The 17,911-nt window shown below is 63.2% G+C and carries 15 protein-coding genes and 1 pseudogene; 10 read left to right on the top strand and 6 right to left on the bottom strand.

Annotated features, from left to right (window positions below):
- The first annotated feature begins 19 nt into the window (after positions 1 to 19).
- The 9 genes from NKJ90_RS18035 (at position 20) to derI (ending at position 9,742) form a co-directional block, all read left to right on the top strand.
- On the top strand, positions 20 to 679 hold the full coding sequence (locus tag NKJ90_RS18035; RefSeq protein ID WP_023756741.1) for a DUF2291 family protein: 660 nt from the start codon (positions 20 to 22) through the stop codon (positions 677 to 679).
- Positions 676 to 2,202 carry a sugar ABC transporter ATP-binding protein gene (locus NKJ90_RS18030; RefSeq protein ID WP_023756740.1) on the top strand — a complete coding sequence of 509 codons (1,527 nt, stop codon included), beginning with the start codon at positions 676 to 678 and terminating at the stop codon, positions 2,200 to 2,202. The genes NKJ90_RS18035 and NKJ90_RS18030 overlap by 4 nt, the downstream gene beginning before the upstream one ends.
- A gap of 26 nt (positions 2,203 to 2,228) precedes the next feature.
- On the top strand, positions 2,229 to 3,362 hold the full coding sequence (locus NKJ90_RS18025) for an ABC transporter permease (protein ID WP_023756739.1): 1,134 nt from the start codon (positions 2,229 to 2,231) through the stop codon (positions 3,360 to 3,362).
- A gap of 37 nt (positions 3,363 to 3,399) precedes the next feature.
- Entirely contained in the window at positions 3,400 to 4,341 is a 942-nt protein-coding gene (locus NKJ90_RS18020; RefSeq protein ID WP_013533072.1) for a D-ribose ABC transporter substrate-binding protein, read from the top strand.
- Positions 4,342 to 4,433: 92 nt separating this feature from the next.
- Positions 4,434 to 5,993, top strand: coding sequence for an FGGY-family carbohydrate kinase (locus NKJ90_RS18015; protein ID WP_023756737.1), 1,560 nt, complete (start codon positions 4,434 to 4,436; stop codon positions 5,991 to 5,993).
- Positions 5,990 to 7,507 carry a glycerol-3-phosphate dehydrogenase gene (locus NKJ90_RS18010; protein WP_023756736.1) on the top strand — a complete coding sequence of 506 codons (1,518 nt, stop codon included), beginning with the start codon at positions 5,990 to 5,992 and terminating at the stop codon, positions 7,505 to 7,507. The genes NKJ90_RS18015 and NKJ90_RS18010 overlap by 4 nt, the downstream gene beginning before the upstream one ends.
- A complete protein-coding gene (locus NKJ90_RS18005; protein WP_023756735.1) occupies positions 7,507 to 8,445 on the top strand; it encodes a sugar phosphate isomerase/epimerase family protein in 939 nt (312 codons plus the stop codon). Before NKJ90_RS18010 ends, NKJ90_RS18005 begins: the two co-directional genes overlap by 1 nt.
- A 62-nt stretch (positions 8,446 to 8,507) precedes the next feature.
- Complete coding sequence (locus NKJ90_RS18000; protein ID WP_031259445.1) at positions 8,508 to 9,278, top strand: triose-phosphate isomerase; 771 nt, start codon at positions 8,508 to 8,510, stop codon at positions 9,276 to 9,278.
- Positions 9,279 to 9,304: 26 nt separating this feature from the next.
- Positions 9,305 to 9,742, top strand: coding sequence for a D-erythrulose-4-phosphate isomerase (derI, locus tag NKJ90_RS17995; protein ID WP_023756733.1), 438 nt, complete (start codon positions 9,305 to 9,307; stop codon positions 9,740 to 9,742).
- An 18-nt stretch (positions 9,743 to 9,760) separates the two neighbouring features.
- Here the strand turns inward: derI and dhaL are convergent, their stop codons facing one another.
- The 4 genes from dhaL to oiaX form a co-directional block, all read right to left on the bottom strand.
- Positions 9,761 to 10,399, bottom strand: coding sequence for a dihydroxyacetone kinase subunit DhaL (gene dhaL / locus NKJ90_RS17990; RefSeq protein ID WP_023756732.1), 639 nt, complete (start codon positions 10,397 to 10,399; stop codon positions 9,761 to 9,763).
- 25 nt (positions 10,400 to 10,424) lie between these two features.
- Complete coding sequence (locus tag NKJ90_RS17985) at positions 10,425 to 11,438, bottom strand: dihydroxyacetone kinase subunit DhaK (protein ID WP_198032165.1); 1,014 nt, start codon at positions 11,436 to 11,438, stop codon at positions 10,425 to 10,427.
- A gap of 118 nt (positions 11,439 to 11,556) precedes the next feature.
- Positions 11,557 to 12,891, bottom strand: a complete 1,335-nt coding sequence (locus tag NKJ90_RS17980; RefSeq protein WP_352486433.1) for a four-carbon acid sugar kinase family protein — start codon at positions 12,889 to 12,891, stop codon at positions 11,557 to 11,559.
- A 4-nt stretch (positions 12,892 to 12,895) separates the two neighbouring features.
- The gene (gene oiaX, locus NKJ90_RS17975) at positions 12,896 to 14,146 is read right to left on the bottom strand and encodes a 3-oxo-isoapionate-4-phosphate decarboxylase OiaX (RefSeq protein ID WP_023756729.1); all 1,251 of its coding nucleotides are present in this window, start codon (positions 14,144 to 14,146) and stop codon (positions 12,896 to 12,898) included.
- 179 nt (positions 14,147 to 14,325) lie between these two features.
- On the opposite strand from oiaX, the gene NKJ90_RS17970 reads away from it, so the two are divergent.
- Positions 14,326 to 15,039 carry a transcriptional regulator NanR gene (locus NKJ90_RS17970; protein ID WP_023756728.1) on the top strand — a complete coding sequence of 238 codons (714 nt, stop codon included), beginning with the start codon at positions 14,326 to 14,328 and terminating at the stop codon, positions 15,037 to 15,039.
- A 2-nt stretch (positions 15,040 to 15,041) separates the two neighbouring features.
- On the opposite strand, the pseudogene apnL reads toward NKJ90_RS17970, so the two are convergent.
- Positions 15,042 to 16,879 (bottom strand): annotated as a pseudogene (gene apnL, locus NKJ90_RS17965) (D-apionate lactonase).
- Positions 16,876 to 17,910 (bottom strand): Gfo/Idh/MocA family protein, encoded by a 1,035-nt coding sequence (locus NKJ90_RS17960; RefSeq protein ID WP_352486432.1) that lies wholly within the window; start codon positions 17,908 to 17,910, stop codon positions 16,876 to 16,878. The pseudogene apnL and the gene NKJ90_RS17960 overlap by 4 nt, the downstream one beginning before the upstream one ends.
- Between the last annotated feature and the right edge of the window lies 1 nt (position 17,911).

The raw sequence follows: 17,911 nt of genomic DNA, 5'->3' as shown, positions 1-17,911 counted from the left end.
CCTTGCAGGTGGTTGCGTCATGAGTGCCAAGGCTGCCACCGCATCGACCCGGCAGGCCTCGGCCAGCTTGCGTCGGATACTGGCTGGCGTCGCGGTCGTTGTCCTGCTTGGCGCCATGGCGCTCGACACCAAGGTGGTCAGGATCGGCTCCGCCGGTGACGTCCGCAGCGCCGCCGTCTTCTCCGCCGCGGATTACGGCAAGTCGGAATTTCCCAAGGTGCAGGCCGATGTCGAGACCCGTGCCGCCGACGCCGTGACAGTGGCGACGGCGATCGCCAAGGACAGGGCGACGGCCGAGAAGGAATACGGCGTGCCCGCAGGTGTCGGGCCAGTCATTTCGGTCAAGTTCACCGGCGTTGTCGGCGAAGGAAAATCGGGCATCTACAAGGTCGCAGTCGACGGTTTGCCCGACACGTTGATGATCCGCGTGCAGACGGGACCGGCGATCAACGGCACCGAACTGCGCGACGCCACCGGCAAGATCACATTCGGCCAATTCACCAACCAGATAGAATACCAGGACGCCGGCTCGGCGCTGAACAACGAGATGAAGAAGGAAGTCCTGGCAAAGGTCGACACGAGCACCTTGGCCGGCAAGACCGTTTCGGTTGTCGGCGCGTTCAAGCTGGTCAATCCGAAGAGCTGGCTGGTCACTCCCGTGAGGCTGGACGTCAAATGAAACCGGCTGCGAATGGCGACGCCGTGCTTTCGGCGCGCAACATCGTCATGTCGTATGGCGGCGTCCATGCCCTCAGGGGCGTCAATTTCGACATCCATCGCGGCAAGGTCACGACGCTGTTCGGAGAAAATGGCGCCGGCAAGTCGACGCTGATGAAGATCCTGTCCGGCGTCGTCACGCCGACGTCGGGCGACATCGTGCTCGACGGCAATCTCGTCAGTTTTTCGTCGTCCTCGGACGCGCGCGATCGCGGCATCTCGATCATCCACCAGGAACTCAGCCTGGCGCCGAACCTCAGCGTACGCGACAACATCTTCATGGGCCGCGAACTGCGCACCAGGACCGGCCTCGATTTCGCCGAGGAATCGCGCCAGGCGCGCGCGCTGATGGCTGACCTCGAAGAGGACATCGATCCAATGACCCTGGTCGAGGATCTGCGCCTCGGGCAGCAGCAGATAGTCGAGATCGCGCGGGCGCTGTCGGTGGATTCACGTATCCTGATCATGGACGAACCGACCTCGGCGCTCAGCGCGACCGAGGTGGAGGTGCTGTTCAAGGTGATCCGCGATTTGACCAGCCGCGGCGTCTCCATCGTCTACATTTCACATCACCTCGAAGAAGCCCTGCAGATCACCGACTACGCCGTCGTCCTGCGCGACGGCGCGATCACGGCGACGGCCGAAGCCAGGGATATCGACCTCGAGTGGATCGTGCGCAACATGGTCGGCGAGAACTTCGATCTCGGTTCGCCACCGACCGGTCATGCGTTCGGCGACGTCGCCCTGTCGATCGAGGATGTCAGCGTCGTCGACACTTCGGGCTCCGGTTATTCCGTCGTCGATCATCTGTCGCTGGACGTCAAGGCGGGCGAGATCGTCTGCATCTATGGGCTGATGGGCGCCGGGCGCACGGAATTGCTGGAAGCGGTCGCCGGACGGGTGCCGATGGCGGGCGGCCGCGCGCTTCTGGAAGGCGAGGACGTCTCGGGACTGAGCATTGCCCAGCGCATCGCCAAGGGTCTGGTGTTGGTCCCCGAGGACCGCCAGCGTGACGGGCTGGTGCAGACCATGACCGTCGGCCGCAATCTCTCGCTTGCCAGCATCGAAGCGTTCGCAAAGGGGCTGTTTCTGTCCCGCACCAGGGAGCGTGGGCTGGTCGAGGATTCGATCCGCAAGGTGACCATCAAGACCGCCGGCGGCAACGCCATGATCGGATCGCTGTCGGGCGGCAATCAGCAGAAGGTCGTCATCGGCAAGATGCTGACGACCAACCCCAAGGTCATCCTTCTCGACGAGCCGAGCCGCGGGATCGATGTCGGCGCCAAGGCCGAGGTCTTCCGATTGCTCAGCGAACGCGCCGCGCAGGGCCTTGCGGTGATCTTCTCGACCTCGGAGGTCAACGAGTGCCTCAGCATCGCGCACCGCATCGTCGTCATGCGCCGGGGCAGGATTTCAGCGCAGTTCGGCGCCAACGCCACCAAAGAGCAGATCATGGCCGCCTCCGGCGAAGCCGTGGTCGCCTGATCACCAGGAATTTCGGAGCCCAGACCATGACCGATGTCAGCCAGGCCAGAAAACAATCCAGTCCAAGCGCGGGCGGCGAAGGCTTTGATCTCGCCAAGCTGCTGCTCGAGGGACGCGCTTTCTTTGCCCTGATCGTGATCATCGTCGTCTTCTCGTTCCTGTCGCCCTACTACCTCTCGGTGGCGAATTTCCTGACCATGGCCTCGCATGTCGCCATCTTCGGAATTCTCGCAGTCGGCATGCTGCTCGTCATCCTCAATGGCGGCATCGACCTGTCGGTGGGATCGACGCTCGGGCTTGCCGGCGTCGTTGCCGGTTTCCTGATGCAGGGCGTGACGCTGACCTGGCTGGGCGTCGTTCTCTATCCGCCGGTCTGGGTGGTCGCCGTGCTTGCCTGCATGCTGGGCGCCGTCGTCGGGCTGATCAACGGCGTGCTCATCGCGCGCTTCAAGGTTCCGGCCTTCGTCGCGACGCTGGGCGTCATGTACATGGCGCGCGGCCTGGCGCTGCTGATGACCAGTGGCCTGACCTACAATAATCTCGGTGGCAAACCGGAGCTGGGAAACACCGGCTTCGATGCGCTTGGCTTCAACCGCCTGTTCGGCGTGCCGACCGGCGTGGTGGTTCTCGCAGTCATCGCGCTCATCGGCAGCATCGTCTTGAACCGCACCGCCTTCGGGCGCTGGCTCTATGCCTCGGGCGGCAATGAACGCGCGGCCGAACTGTCCGGCGTTCCGGTCAAGACGGTGCAGATTTCCGTCTATGTGCTGTCAGGCATCTGCGCCGCCATTGCCGGCCTGATCCTGTCCTCGCAGCTGACATCGGCAGGACCGACCGCAGGCACCACCTACGAACTGACGGCCATCGCGGCCGTCGTCATCGGCGGCGCGGCACTGACCGGCGGGCGCGGCAACATCCGCGGAACCCTGCTCGGGGCCTTCGTCATCGGCTTCCTGTCCGACGGTCTGGTGATCATCGGCATCTCATCCTACTGGCAGACAGTGTTCACGGGCGCGGTCATCGTGCTCGCCGTGCTGCTCAATGCCGTTCAGTATCGCCGCCGCAGCAAGCTCCCAAGCGCGACAGGTGGCCAACCGACTTCTCAGAAACGGGGGAAGGCCGAAGCGGCCAATCCTGCCCAAGGGAAGACTGCCAGGTGACTGGCAGCAACACCGCGTAATCATTGGAGGAATGTACATGAAAACCATGCTGAAAAGTCTGCTTGCGGCCGCGATGGTCGTCGGGTTCACGGCCGCCGCTTCTGCCGCGGGCCTGATCTCGATCATCGTCAACGATCCGGCCAACCCCTACTGGCTCACCGAGGGCAACGTCGCCAAGGCCGAGGCCGAGAAGCTCGGCTACACGGCCAATGTCGGGGCCCACAAGGGCGACACCAACACGGAAAGCAACCTGATCGACACCGCCATCACCAACAAGTCGGTGGCCATCATTCTCGACCCGGCCAACGCTGACGGCTCTGTCGGCGCGGTGAAGAAGGCGATTGCCGCCAACATCCCGGTTTTCCTCGTCAATGCCGAGATCAACCAGGAAGGCCTCGCCAAGGGGCAGCTCGTCTCCAACAACGCGCAGGGTGCAGCTCTCGGTGCCCAGCAGTGGGTGCAGGCAGTCGGCGAAAAGGGCAAATATGTCGAACTGCTCGGCGCCCCGTCGGACAACAACGCCGCGACGCGCTCGAACGGCTACGCGACTGTGCTGAGCCAGTATCCAGATCTCGAAAAGGCCGCTTCGCAGGTCGCCAACTGGGATCGTACCCAGGGCCACGACAAGATGCAGAGCATGCTGCAGGCCAATCCCGATATCATCGCCGTGATCAGCGGCAATGACGAAATGGCTCTTGGCGCGGTTGCGGCGCTGAAGGAAGCCGGCAAGCTGGCTGGTATCAAGGTCGGCGGCTTCGACGGCTCCCCGGATGCGGTTGCGGCGATCAAGTCCGGCGAACTGCAGTACACTGTGCTGCAGCCGGTTGCCATCTTCTCGGCCAAGGCCGTGCAACAGGCGGACTCGTTCATCAAGACGGGCGCCACTGGCGCGGCGACCGAGAAGCAGCTGTTCGATTGCCTACTCATCACCAAGGACAATGTCGACAAGTACACTGCACCCTTCGTGCTGTCGGAGTGAACCTGAACAGGGGGTGTCCTTGAGGACACTCCCTGCCTCTTCTGCGAGACTGCCCTCGTGAACTGCCTTCTTAACCAACCGGAATTTGCGGCATGAAAGACCTGCTGATCGGCATCGACGCGGGAACGTCGGTGATCAAATCGGTCGCTTTCGATCTGTCCGGGCGGCAGCTCGCCATGACGTCGGTACCCAACAGCTTCGTCACACTGGAAGGCGGCGGTGCCGAGCAGGACCTTGAGCAGACCTGGCGCGACATGGCGCAGACCGTTCGCGATCTCGCGGCCAAGATCCCCGACCTCGCGCAACGAGCCGCGGCGGTTGCGATCACCGGGCAGGGCGACGGAACCTGGCTGATCGATGGCGACGGCTTGCCTGTCTCGCGCGCATGGCTGTGGCTCGACGCGCGCGCCGGACATCTGGTGGACGAGATGCGTGCCGATCCCCGGGATCGCAGGCGGTTCGAGCTGACCGGCACGGGGCTGAATTCCTGCCAGCAGGGCGCCCAGTTAGCCTTCATGAAAAAGAACAATCCGGAGATGCTGGAGCGGGCGGCGACCGCACTGCATTGCAAGGATTGGCTCCACTTCAAGATGACAGGCGAACGCGCCACCGATCCTTCGGAAGGAACATTCACCTTTGGCGATTTTCGGTCGCGCAGCTATTCCGACGAGGTCCTCGACATCCTGGATCTGACGACGCATCGCCGCCTGTTGCCGCCCATGCTCGAAGGCACCACCGACCATCATGCGCTGTCGCGATCGGCGGCAGCAGAGACCGGCCTGCTCGCAGGCACGCCGGTGGTGCTGGGTTACGTGGATATGGTCATGACGGCTCTCGGAGCCGGCCTCTATGATCCCTCAGGCAATGTCGGCTGCACGGTGATCGGCTCGACCGGCATCCACACGCGCTTCGCAGCCGCTCCCGGCGATGTCGTGCTGAACGATGATGGCTCCGGCTACACCATCGCCATGCCTATTCCAGGCGGCTTCGCGCAATTGCAGTCCAACATGGCGGCGACGCTCAACATCGACTGGCTGCTTGGCCTTGCGCGCGATGTGCTTGCAACGGGTGGTGGAAACCCTTCTCATGATGAGTTGCTAAAGGCACTCGATGTCTGGGTGGAAGCATCCGAGCCGGGATCGCTGATTTACCAGCCTTACATATCGTTGGCAGGTGAAAGAGGGCCATTCGTCGACCCCGATGCGCGCGCGGGATTCATCGGCCTTTCGGTCAAGCACGGCTTTGGCGATCTGGCGCGCGCCGTCCTCGAGGGGTTGGCTTTCGCGGCTCGCGATTGCTACCAGGCGATGGGTCCCGTGCCGGGCGAGATTCGCCTGTCGGGCGGCGCCGCGCGCAGCCCGTCCCTACGTCGCATCATCGCAGCGGCGACACGGGCGCAAGTCCGAACGAGCAGCCGCCAGGAAGCCGGCGCTGCAGGTGCCGCGATGATGGCCGCGGTCGGGCTGGGCGTCTATGACTCGATGGAAGATTGCGCCGCCGAGTGGGTGACGCCGCTTCTCGGCGACTGCGATGCCTATGACGAGGCGCTTTCGCAAACCTACGATGCGCTCTTCCCTTCCTTTGTTGCGGCGCATCGGGCGCTTCGGCCGGTGTGGAAGGGCATGGCGCACCGCACAGGAGCAAGATCTTGAGCAATACAACAGATGTCGTCGATCTCTTCGTGATCGGCGGCGGCGTCAATGGGGCCGGCATAGCGCGTGACGCGGCAGGGCGCGGGCTGTCCGTTATCCTGTGCGAAAAGGACGATCTCGCCCAAGGCACCAGCTCGCGCTCCGGCAAGCTGGTGCATGGCGGTCTGCGCTATCTGGAATATTATGAATTCCGGCTGGTTCGCGAAGCGCTGATCGAACGCGAGGTTCTACTCGAGGCGGCGCCGCACATCATCTGGCCGATGCGCTTCGTTCTTCCGCACAGCCCGCAAGACAGGCCGGCATGGCTGGTCCGGCTCGGACTGTTTCTCTACGACCACCTTGGCGGCCGCAAGCGGCTGCCGGGAACCAGGACACTTGATCTGAGAACGTCGCCGGAAGGCGCGCCGATCAAGAACGAATTCAAGCGCGGCTTCGAATATTCCGACTGCTGGGTCGACGATGCGCGGCTGGTGTTGCTCAACGCTCTGGACGCCAGGCAGCGCGGCGCGACGGTTTTGACTCGTACTGCATGCATTGCGGCACGACGCGAAAATGGCCTGTGGTCGATTGATATGCAGGATGGCCGCACGGGTGCGATCACGAAAGTCCGGGCGCGCGCACTGATCAATGCGGCAGGGCCATGGGTCAACGACATTGTCAGCCGCGTCGCTGGGCAGAATTCCACCCGCAATGTTCGCCTTGTGAAGGGCAGCCACATCGTCGTGCCCAAATTCTGGGAGGGACGGCAGGCCTATCTGATCCAGAACAACGACAAGCGGGTGATCTTCGTCAACCCCTACGAGAACGATCTGGCGCTGATCGGCACCACCGACATTCCCTACGAAGGCAGGCCCGAGGAAGTGGCAGCCGAGGCAAGCGAAGTCGATTACCTGATCAAGGTGGTCAATCGCTATTTCAAGCGGCAGCTGACGCCTCAGGACGTGGTCTACAGCTTCTCCGGCGTGCGTCCGCTCTATGACGACAATGCCGATAATCCAAGCGCGGTGACGCGCGACTATATTTTCGAACTCGACGCTTCCAACGGCAACGCGCCGCTGCTTTCGGTGTTCGGCGGCAAGATCACCACCTTCCGCAAGCTGTCCGAACATGCGCTGGAAAAGATCCAGCCGTTCTTTCCGACCATGAAGAAAGCCTGGACGGCCAAAATTCCCTTGCCGGGGGGCGACATTCCCAATGCTGACTTCGAGCAGTTCCTGAGTGATCTGCATTCCGAGTTTTCATGGCTCAGTCCGTCGCTGGTGAAGCACTACGCTCGAACCTATGGCACCCGCGCCAGGCAATTGCTGGCCGGCGTGCATAACGAAGCGGATCTCGGCCACCGCTTCGGACCCGATTTTTATGAACGGGAGGCGAAGTTCCTTGTCGAGACCGAATGGGCCGGCACATCAGTCGATATACTGGAGCGCCGCACCAAACATGGCCTGCATATCAATGCGGCTGAGCGCAAGACATTTGAAGACTGGTTCTCCAACATCATGGCGACGACGGACTGATGGCCTTCACGCTTTCCCTCAACACCAATCCCCTGGTCAACCGCTTCGCCGATCCAGATGATCTGATCGACGCGATCGCCTACGGCATTGGCATCCGGGACGTGCAACTGACGCACGAATTCGTCAATCCGGGCTGGCCGGCGGCGACGATTGCCAAATTCCTTCGCCTGTTCAACAGCGCATTGGCGAGGACCGGCGTGCGGATCACCTCGGGCATGACCGGACCCTATGGCAGGCTCAACCATTTCGGCCACCCGGATGCGGATGTCCGGCGCCACTATATCGACTGGTTCAAGACCTTTGCCGACATTTCCGCCGAACTCGGCGCGTCGGGCATGGGCACGCAGTTCGCCATCTTCACCTACAAGGACTTTAACGATCCGCAACGGCGGGCAGTGCTGCTCGACATCGCGCTCGAATGCTGGCGCGAGGTGGCCGAACACGCCAAGGCGGCGGGCCTGACCTATCTGTTCTGGGAGCCGATGTCGGTCGGCCGCGAGTTCGGCCACACGATCGAAAGCTGCGTCACGCTGCAGAGCGCCATCGATGCGGCGAAGCTGCCCATTCCGATGAAGATGATGGTCGATATCGACCATGGCGATGTGACCTCGCCCAACCCTGCCGACACCGATCCCTATGCCTGGGCGAAAGCGTTTCCATTGCAATCGCCGATCATCCACATCAAGCAGTCTTCCATGAACAAGGGCGGCCACTGGCCGTTCACGGCCGCCTACAACAAGGATGGCCGCATAGTGCCGCAAAAGCTGCTGGATGCCGTTCGGCAGGGCGGTGGCACCGACAATGAAATTTGCCTTGAACTTTCCTTCAGGGAGAGGGAACCGGTCGACCGTCAGGTTATCGAGATGATCCGCGAGTCGGTGGATTTCTGGGCGCCTTACATCGACAGTGGCCGCGACAGCCTCAAGCCTCGAGTCTGAGTGAAATACCGGCTCGACGCCGGCACTGGTGGCTAGGAAAACACGCGTTGAAGGAGAAAAGAATGACCCCATATTGGGTCGGCACGAGCTGGAAGATGAACAAGACGCTGTCGGAGGCGTTGCAGTTCGCCGATGCGCTGACGGCTTTCGTGCCCGGTTTCGATCAGGCGATACAGCCTTTCGTCATCCCGCCGTTTACCGCCGCGCGCCAGGTCAAGGCCGCGCTGGCCAAGACACGCGTGAAGGTCGGTGCCCAGAACATGCATTGGGCCGACGCCGGCGCCTGGACTGGAGAGGTTTCGCCGGTGATGTTGAAGGATTGTGGGCTCGACCTGATCGAACTGGGCCACAGCGAGCGCCGAGAGCATTTCGGTGAAACGGATGCGACAGTGGGACTGAAAACCGCGGCTGCGGTCCGGCACGGTTTCGTGCCGCTGATCTGCGTCGGCGAGACGCTGGCCGAGCGAGAATCCGGCCGCGCCGATGAGGTTTTGACCGCGCAGGTTCTTGGTGCGCTGCAAGGCCTTGAGGGCGATGCACCGTCAGCAGAAATCCTCTTTGCCTACGAGCCGGTCTGGGCGATCGGCGAAAAGGGCATTCCCGCCAGCGCCGACTATGCCGACAGGCAGCAGGCGCTGATCAAGAAAATTGCCGCCGACCGGTTGCCGATTGCCCCGCCTGTGCTTTACGGCGGCAGCGTCAATCCCGGCAACGCGGCCGAACTGATCGGCCAGCCGCATATCGACGGCCTGTTCATCGGCCGCTCCGCGTGGCAAGCGGAAGGCTATATCGACATTCTGAAAAAGGCGTCGGCCGCCATAGCTGACCGCTAAAGACCAAAGCAAAGGAGTTCATCACCATGAAGATCGCACTCGGAGCCGATAGCGCCGGCAAGCCGCTGCTCGATGTCATCGCCAAGCACCTCGCCGGCAAGCCGGAACTGCAGGTCGTTGATCTCAGCCAGGCTGGGTTCTACGCCGATATCGCCGCCGCGGTCGGCCACGAAGTTCTCGACGGCAAGTACGACCGGGCCATCCTGTTTTGCGGCACGGGCATCGGCGTCAGCATATCCGCCAACAAGGTGCCGGGCATTCGTGCCGCATTGACCCACGACACCTATTCCGCCGAGCGCGCCGCCAAGTCCAATAACGCCCAGATCATCACCATGGGCGCCCGCGTCATCGGTCCGGAACTGGCGAAATCGATCGCCGACGCATGGCTGGCCTCGGAATTCGATCCGAACGGCCCCTCCGCCGCAAACGTACAGGCCGTCGACAAGCTCGACGCCAAGCGCTGACGTGAGGGACCTGCTGAGTTAACTGGTCAAGGCGACCCGCATCGCCTCGATCACAGTCACGGCGGACGCGGCGCCTGGGTCCATATGCCCAAGCGAGCGCTCGCCGAGGCGGGAGGCCCGGCCCTTGGTGGCGATCATCGCCTTGGTCGCTTCCGCGCCTGCCTTTGCCGCCTGCGCGGCAGCCTCGAGACTGGCCGCCAGACCCTTGCCGGAAGCCAGCGCTTCGCCCGCCGCTTGCGCTGCTGGCGCCCATGCGTCGATCATCGTCTTTTCGCCAGGTTCAGCCTTGCCGCGATCCTGAATGCCCTTGGCCATGGCCTGGAACAGCGCGACCGTTTCCGCGTCGTCAAGCGTCGTCTTGCCCTTCACGGCTGCCGCGCCACGCATCAACGCAGTCGCATAGAGCGGACCCGAGGAGGCGCCGACCGCGTTCAGGAACGACTTTGCCGCCGTATTGAGCAAGGCAGTCGGGTCAGCGGCCGCCGTGTCGAGCGCGGCTACCGCATCGCGTGCCGCGGAAAACCCAAGCTCCATCGCGATGCCGTGGTCGGCGTCGCCGATAACCCCGTCAAGCGCGCACAGCCTGTCCCTGTCGGCTGACATGGCGTTTGCGATCGCCGCGAACATCGCAACAAGGCGGGCAGTGTCGATTGTCATGTCTTTGTCCTTGCCGCAGAGAAGGTTAGCCGGCGCGAAACATGGCGCAGTCACACGGGTGGTCCAGCATCGTCTGCAACTCGCCGTCAAGCCGATGCAGAGTGATCGAGGCCCCCGCCATTTCGAGCGAGGTGCAGTAGTTGCCGACCCAGCTTGCGTGGATGGACACACCGATCTCGTCGAGCCTCTGCTTCACGCGCCGGTTCATGATGTAGAGTTCCATCAGCGGCGTCGAGCCGAGCGAGTTGACGAGCACCGCGACCTTGTCGCCGCGCGCCGGCGCCATCTCGCCGAGGATCCTGTCCAGCATCTCGTCGGTGATCTCGTCGGCTGTTTTCAATTTTTCGCGCGCGATGCCGGGTTCGCCGTGAATGCCCATGCCGATCTCCATCTCGTCCGGCTCGATCTCGAAATTCGGCCGGCGGGTCTGCGGCAGCGAACAGGGCGACAGCGCCACGCCCATGGTGAAAGTGTGGTCGTTGGCCTTGCCGGCGATGCGCTCGCATTCGTCGAAGGACAGCATCCGGTCGCAGGCGGCGCCGGCCGCCTTGAAGATGAAGAAATTCCCGGCGACGCCGCGCCTCTTGTGCCGCTGGTCACGCGGTGCCGAAGCAACGTCGTCGGTGCTCAGCACGGTACGCACCTCGATGTCGTCCATGGCCGCCATCTCGGCGGCCATGTCGAAATTCATCACGTCGCCGGCATAGTTGCCGTACATGAACAGCACGCCGGCGCCGCTGCTGACTGCCTTGGCACATTCGAGGATCGGGTCCGGCGGCGGCGAGGCAAAGACATTGCCGATGGCCGCCGCGTCGGCCAATCCTTTGCCGACGAAGCCGAGGAAGCTCGGCTCATGGCCCGAGCCGCCGCCAATCACGAGACCCACCTTGCCTTGGCGCGGTCCGTCGCGGGCGATGATCGAGCGTGGACTGCCATCCACGCTTTTGAGATGGCGAGGATGTGCGGCGAGAATGCCTTCCAGCATCTCGTCGACGGCGCGATTGCCGTCATTGATGATCTTCTTGGTCTGCACCGGCATCCTCCCGATTTCGGCATTTTCGCAGATAATACCGGGTGTTATCGGGATTTCTACCCGGCAAGGAGTATTTCACGCCTAGAGGTGTTCCCGCCGGCCAGCACCTGGACGCAGTATTGGCTCAATCGCCGAGGCCATCGCGGATGGCTGAGAAATAGCGATCGGTTCCGACCTGGCCACCCTTGAGCGCAACCTCCAGTCCGTCGATCGCCTTGACGCGCGAATGGGCAACGCAGAGCGGCGAACCCGGTGAAGCGGGCAGCGGCATTCGGATTGTCAGGGCATCGACACCCATCTCGCCAAGTGCATGGCTCGACGTGTCGCCGCCGGCAATGACCACGCGCCGCAGGCTCTGTTCGATGGTAAGGCTGCGAAGAATTTCTCCAAGACTGCGACCAAGCTTGTGGCGCGCGCCTTCCTGCCGGTCGATTTCTGCGCCCCTTTCGGCGGCGGGACCAAGCGCGGTATAGAGGATGATGCTGCGCCCGGCTTGCAGACTGGCTCTGCCGCTTGCCGTAGCGCGCGCGATCGCCAGCTGTGACGCCTCGGAAACCAGTTCGACCGGATCGACCTCGATGCCGTCGAAACCGTCGGTCAGGGAATGCCGGATCTGTCGTTCGGTGGTCGGGGAGCAACTGCCCGACACGACGGCTATCCGCTCGGCTGCCCCCGGCGGCGTGAAACCCTGCCCAGCGCTGGCGATGCCATTCGACACCCATTCGGCCAGCAACGCATACTCGACCCCGGACGAGCCGACGACAAAAGAACCGCCGGGCTTGCGAACGCGCCAGATCTCTTTGCCAGCCAGGGCCTGGGTCTCCCGGCTGTCGACATCGACAAGCACGATGGCGGTGCCGTTTGCGGTCAGGCGATCGAATGCCGCCGACCGCGACGCAGACTGTAGCGTCGCAAGGTCGATCAGCCCGGAACTCAGCTCCGTCTGCCGCGACAGATGGATCAGCAGATCGGACTCATCCATCGGCGTCGTCGGGTGACGGCTCATCACGGGATGGCGATCGATGCGGAAATATTGATCGCGATAGGCGGCGAACAGATGGCCGAAGGCGGTGTAGCGCCGGAGCTGCGGCGCGCCGACTACCAGCGGCACACTGGCCTGCGCGAACACCGAGCGGCCGATCTCGATGGCCCGGCCGATGCTGCCGATCGTCGGGCTGGAATCAAAAGTCGAGCAGACCTTGTAGTGGCAGATCGCGGCATTGAGCGTCTTTAGCCAGGCGAAAGCCTCGCGCAGATGCGTGTCCATCCATCGCGGCGTCTCGCTGCGACTGGTGCCGGCCAGTCCGATCGCCCGGCAATGGGCGAAGCGCGACAGCAAGGTCTCGTCCGGCTGGCGCATGAACAGCACGGTCGGCACGCCGCCGAGCTCGAGCGCCTCCATGACATCGGTCGAGCCGGTCAGGTCGTCGCCATAATAGCTGAGAAGCAGGTCCTGCATGGCTTCAGGCCGCCTTGCCGTCGCCGAATTTTTCGATCGACCGCGCCAGTTCGGGATGGCTCAAGGCGAAGTCCGCCAGCGGAATGCCGTCGACCGCCGCCTGCCAGGCTTGCTGCACGGCCCGCACGCCGGCGCCCGGCCCGTCCGGATGGCTGACAATACCGCCGCCGCAGAGATAGAGAAGATCGACCGTCCGTCCCGTCCGCGCATACGTCTCGGGCGCCTGACCGCCCCACTGGCCGGAGCCCGCCACCGGCAAGGCGCAGTCCTCGGGTGAAAAGATCGGTGTTGTCACGGCCTTGAACGACTCGACGAAAGAGTCATCCGGTTCCCAGTATTTCGAGGCGATGCCGTTGATCTGGAACTGGTCGACGCCGAGCAGCCGCCAGAACTGCTGCCAGACCTTGAAATCCATGCCGAGGCCAGGGTGACGGGTGAGGATGTCCCAGCCATTGCGATGGGCGTGTAGCACCAGGCTGGAGCGTTTTCTCAGGAAGGCCATGCCACCGAAGCCGATCGAATTGATGTTGACAACAGCGCAATTGCCGCCGGCCTTCACAACCAGATCATGATTGCGCATCATCTCGTCCGGGTCGGCATGCGAGATGCCGAAGGCATACATCACTTTCTTGCCGGTCTTCTGCTCGTGATCGAGGATGAGCGGCATGATCGCCTTCACCCGTTCCGACAGCGGCGAATAGGCCGGGCTCATCAGCTTCTCATCGTCCTTGATGAAGTCGACGCCGGCGGCGATCAATTCCGCCACCATCGCCGCTGTCTCGTGCGGCCGCAGCCCGAGCGCCGGCTTGACGATCGTGCCGATGATTGGCCGGTCTGCGACGCCGGTAAGTCGGCGGCTGCCGGCAACACCGAACTGTGGGCCAGGATGCGCGCCACGAAAATCCTCCGGCAGCTTCATGTCGACGACGCGAATTCCGGTGAGGTCCCTGATCGAATAGGTGCCGCCGATGGCAATCGTCATCAGCGCCGAGAGGTCGGCGCCGATGGCATCGAACGGAAAGGCGATATCGACATCGGCGCGCCTGAACGGCCCCTCGCCGGCGTCGGGAAGGGACGGCCGTTCGGCATCGGGCAGAGGCCGGATCGCCAGCACGCGCGCCGCCACCCGGGCCTTCAACTCCTCGGTCTCGCCAGGCAGCGCCACGAAGGTGCCGGTCGACTGGTCGCTGGCGATCTTGGCGGCCAGCGCTTCGATGCTGCCGGGCGTTTCGATGCGATAGGTGAGGGTGATCATGGTCTGTTGTCTGAGGCCGAGCATTCGAAAAAGGTTCACCAGTGTGCGAAATCTGGTATAATGAGTACATAAGTATTGCAAGACATATCCGGAAGCCTTGGCGGATCAACAGACGGCAATTTCCGGGAATTGTGGCGGCAGTGTTAAATATGGCCGGCTCAAGGGAGTGATTCGCGACGATGAACCGTTCGGAACCGATTGTCCGGCGCAAGCTTTCCGATGAGGTCTTCTTGCGGCTGAAGCGCCTGATCACCAGCGGCGAACTGATGCCGGGCGACGACATGCCATCGGAGCGAGAGCTGATGGAGCGCTTCGAGGTTGGCAGGCCGGCGATCCGCGAGGCCATGCAGGCGTTGAGCAATATGGGCCTGGTCGCGATCTCGCATGGCGAGCGCGCCAAGGTGCTTCAGTTGACAGCCAAGTCGATCATCAAGCAGGTCGATGGCGCCGCCAAGATCATCCTGTCGTCATCGAAGGACACGCTTGAGCATCTGAAGAGCGCGCGCATCTTCTTCGAGCGCGGCATGGTCAGGGAAGCCGCCGAAAAGGCCACCGCTGAGGACGTGCAGCGGCTGCGGGCCATCATTACCGAACAGCGCGGCTTTCGCGGTGATTCCGAAGCCTTCATTTCCGCCGACATGAAGTTCCATACCCAGATCGCCGCGATTTCCGGCAATCCGATCTATGTCGCCGTAAGCGAGGCGATGCTCGGGTGGTTGAAGGAATACCACACCGAAATGCTGATCTGGACCGGCAAGGAAAACTTCACGCTGACCGAGCACGAAGAGATCATCGGCCGCATCGAGAAGAAGGATGCCGACGGCGCCGAGAAGGCGATGATCAAGCACCTTGAGCGCTCGCGCGCGCTCTATGTGATGAACTCCGAAAAGTAACTTCAGCCGATCCGGACGATCGCGTAAGGGGTCATCACGAGGTGGCCTCGGCCAAAAGCTGAAATGTCGACCGGCACGTCGTCCGCCGTCAGGTTCGCCAGCCACACGATTGTCTTGCCTGAAGTGGAGCGTCCAGCCAGAGCCAGCACCCTGGTCTCATCGCTCGTCCTTGCCGCCACATGCGCAAGGCCAGCCATCTCGCAAAGGCCCTTGATAGCCCTGAAGATGGGCCGGGGTGATCCTTCCGCGACGGGTTCTCCGGATGATGCCAGCACGCCGAACGGCCCGGTGAAGCTGGAAAGCGTCAGCATCTCCAGCCCGGCCGGTGCGACACGCGCTGCATATCCGATCGTCCACGCAGCGGCGAAAAGGCCGGCATGCCGCGGGTCGCGATCAGCCATCGCGATGCGCTGTCCCTGCGGATTGGGCTTGGTCGCGCCGCCATAGGGGTTTTGGCGCATGGCAATCGTCGACGGACCGATCCGGTAGGGTTTTGTCCCGAAGATCGCTCGTGCCGATTGGGTGACGAAAGGCAGCGCCTCCAGCGATTGCATGATGCTGAGATCGTCGGCGGCATGCACGATCGGGCAGGTGCAATGGGTAATGAAATCGAGCTGGTCCGCCGGTACGCGCTTCCGGTTGAGCTCGGTGAAATAACTGAACATGCCGCCGCCGAGTCGGATATCGGGAAAGGCGCGCCGCGCCGCGGCATAGACCGTTTCGAGTGGCGGGCAGGGCGGCCACGCACTGCCCGGCGGCGTCGACTGCCGGTCGACCGAAGGCGACACCGCAATGGCCGAGAGGCTCAGCCCGGCCTGGCGCACCAGGTCGGCGACGCCTGACAGTTCGGTATCGAGGTCGCCAGTGCAGGTAACGACGCATTCGAGGGTCGTTTCAGCTGGGTAAGCAATTGCGAGCCGCGCGAAAGCGCGCAAGGCGTCGAGCCCGTGGCCGCGCGTCGGATCGTAGTGAAACAGCAACTGTTGGGGGCCGAGTGTCGTCAGCGCGGAGAGATTCGCCAGCGCCGTCTCGACATCCTCGGATAGATGACCACGCCGATATCGGGCAGCCTCGGTCCGGCTTCGCCGAGTTCGACGCGGACCGGTTCGTTGGCCACGGCGGCAGCCGGCGCTGTGCCTTCACCGGTGATGCGCAGGCTGATCGTCTGGCGCAGGGGTTGGCCGGCAGGCAGTACATAGGGCCAAGGCAGCGCCAGCGGCCGCACATAGGTCTTGTAGGATGCGTCCGACCAGTTACGCTGGTCCTCCATTTCGAAAGTATCGCCATCCATCCGGCATTCGGCGGTGACACCAGGCCGAACCTGATGGGTGATGGCGCGCAAATCCTTGAAAGGCTGCCAGGGGTCGATCAGTTCGGGAAGCTTTGTCGCCACCACGTGGCCGTCCGTGTGCTCGACCGTGACCTGGCTGCCGGCCAGCCCGGCGATCGGGTGCAGGATGCAGAAGCCGCAGCGATTGGTCTCGAAATCGCTCTCGGGTAGGGCGCTCACATCGAACGTCAGGCGACCCTCGGCGGAACCTTCGATCGTGGCGCGGAAGCGGAGCCGGCTTCCGTCCGGCCCGGTGCAACTTGCCGAATAGCCGACCGAGAAACTGTTTGCGTCTTGGTCAATGGCAAGGTCCGTCAGCACTGGCTCATAGGTGCCCCAGTCGCGATCCCTGACGATGTAGGCGATGGCGCGCAGCAATTCGGTGCCGCCATGGCGGATGGTGCGCAGATTGCCGTTGACGAAGTCGGCGGTGAGCGCGCCTGCGCTCAGCCTGACCGGCTCGGCTTCTACCGCACGCGTGCCATAGAGCAGGAAGGCGTCGGTGGTCATTTCAGCAAGGCGTCGAGCTGCACCGGTTGGCGGCTCGCGGCACCGGCATAGGCGGCCTCGACCAGCGCAAACGTTTTGAGATTGTCGGCGCCCGAGGTCGCCGGTTCGATCCCCTTTGCCAGGCAGTCTACCCAGTGCTGCTGGATGGCAACGACGCTTTCCTGGATGTTGTGCCAGGGCCGCGACGCCCACGGTAGCAGCGGCGGCGAAACGTCGGTGACGGCCGTGCCGCTCTTGCCGGCGACGGTGAGCCGGTATCCCTGCGCCAGCCGGATCGTGCCGTCGCTGCCGTCGATCTCGACCAGCGTTTCGGGAAACGGCTCGGTGGCGAGCTTCGTCGCGTAGCTGCAATCGACCACAGATGTCGCGCCGCTCACGTGATCCATCAGCACGGTCGCGACGTCCTCACCAGCGATCGCTTGGTTGATGCGAGCCGTTCGTGTCGTGATCGTCGAGACGTCGCCGAGCAGAAAACGGGCGATATCGAGGATATGGATGCCGAGGTCCTCGATGATGAAGCGCTTTCCCGTCGCCAGATAAGGCTGGCCGGAAAACACGTCATAGGCGGAGCGGAAGGAAATGCGCCCGAAGAAAGGCGTGCCGATCTCGCCGCTGTCGAGCACGGCGCGTACCGCCTGGATCGGCGACTGCCAGCGAAAATTCTCATGCACCATCAGCGGCACGCCTGCGTCGGTGCAAGCCCTCACCATCGCCTTGGCGTCGGCGAGCGTCGGCGCGAACGGCTTTTGGCAGATCGCCGGAACGCGGTGGGCGGCCGCCATCTCGACAAGGGGACGATGGCTGGGCGCGGTGGTGGCGATATCGACGAAGTCGAACGTCTCGCCTTCGAACAGAGAGGTCGCGTCGGTATAGCGTTTCGCAATGCCGAACTGGTCGCCGACGATCCTGAGCCGTTCCGGATCGCGGTCGCAGATGGCGACGATCGAGGCGCCCGCTATGTCGCGCCAGGCATGCATCTGGTTGACGGCAAAGAAGCCGCAGCCGATCAGCGCTCCCCGCAGCTCCGCCATG

The sequence above is a fragment of the Mesorhizobium sp. M0051 genome (assembly GCF_040323235.1).
In the GTDB taxonomy this organism is placed as follows: domain Bacteria; phylum Pseudomonadota; class Alphaproteobacteria; order Rhizobiales; family Rhizobiaceae; genus Mesorhizobium.
Note: the sequence above shows the minus strand (reverse complement) of the source record. Positions and strands in the feature narration are given on the sequence as shown.

Coding starts and splice junctions, on each gene's coding strand:
- NKJ90_RS18035 (WP_023756741.1), top strand. CDS start 20: ATGAGTGCCAAGGCTGCCACCGCATCGACCCGGCAGGCCTCGGCCAGC.
- NKJ90_RS18030 (WP_023756740.1), top strand. CDS start 676: ATGAAACCGGCTGCGAATGGCGACGCCGTGCTTTCGGCGCGCAACATC.
- NKJ90_RS18025 (WP_023756739.1), top strand. CDS start 2,229: ATGACCGATGTCAGCCAGGCCAGAAAACAATCCAGTCCAAGCGCGGGC.
- NKJ90_RS18020 (WP_013533072.1), top strand. CDS start 3,400: ATGAAAACCATGCTGAAAAGTCTGCTTGCGGCCGCGATGGTCGTCGGG.
- NKJ90_RS18015 (WP_023756737.1), top strand. CDS start 4,434: ATGAAAGACCTGCTGATCGGCATCGACGCGGGAACGTCGGTGATCAAA.
- NKJ90_RS18005 (WP_023756735.1), top strand. CDS start 7,507: ATGGCCTTCACGCTTTCCCTCAACACCAATCCCCTGGTCAACCGCTTC.
- NKJ90_RS18000 (WP_031259445.1), top strand. CDS start 8,508: ATGACCCCATATTGGGTCGGCACGAGCTGGAAGATGAACAAGACGCTG.
- derI (WP_023756733.1), top strand. CDS start 9,305: ATGAAGATCGCACTCGGAGCCGATAGCGCCGGCAAGCCGCTGCTCGAT.
- dhaL (WP_023756732.1), bottom strand. CDS start 10,399: ATGACAATCGACACTGCCCGCCTTGTTGCGATGTTCGCGGCGATCGCA.
- NKJ90_RS17985 (WP_198032165.1), bottom strand. CDS start 11,438: ATGCCGGTGCAGACCAAGAAGATCATCAATGACGGCAATCGCGCCGTC.
- NKJ90_RS17980 (WP_352486433.1), bottom strand. CDS start 12,891: ATGCAGGACCTGCTTCTCAGCTATTATGGCGACGACCTGACCGGCTCG.
- oiaX (WP_023756729.1), bottom strand. CDS start 14,146: ATGATCACCCTCACCTATCGCATCGAAACGCCCGGCAGCATCGAAGCG.
- NKJ90_RS17970 (WP_023756728.1), top strand. CDS start 14,326: ATGAACCGTTCGGAACCGATTGTCCGGCGCAAGCTTTCCGATGAGGTC.
- NKJ90_RS17960 (WP_352486432.1), bottom strand. CDS start 17,910: ATGGCGGAGCTGCGGGGAGCGCTGATCGGCTGCGGCTTCTTTGCCGTC.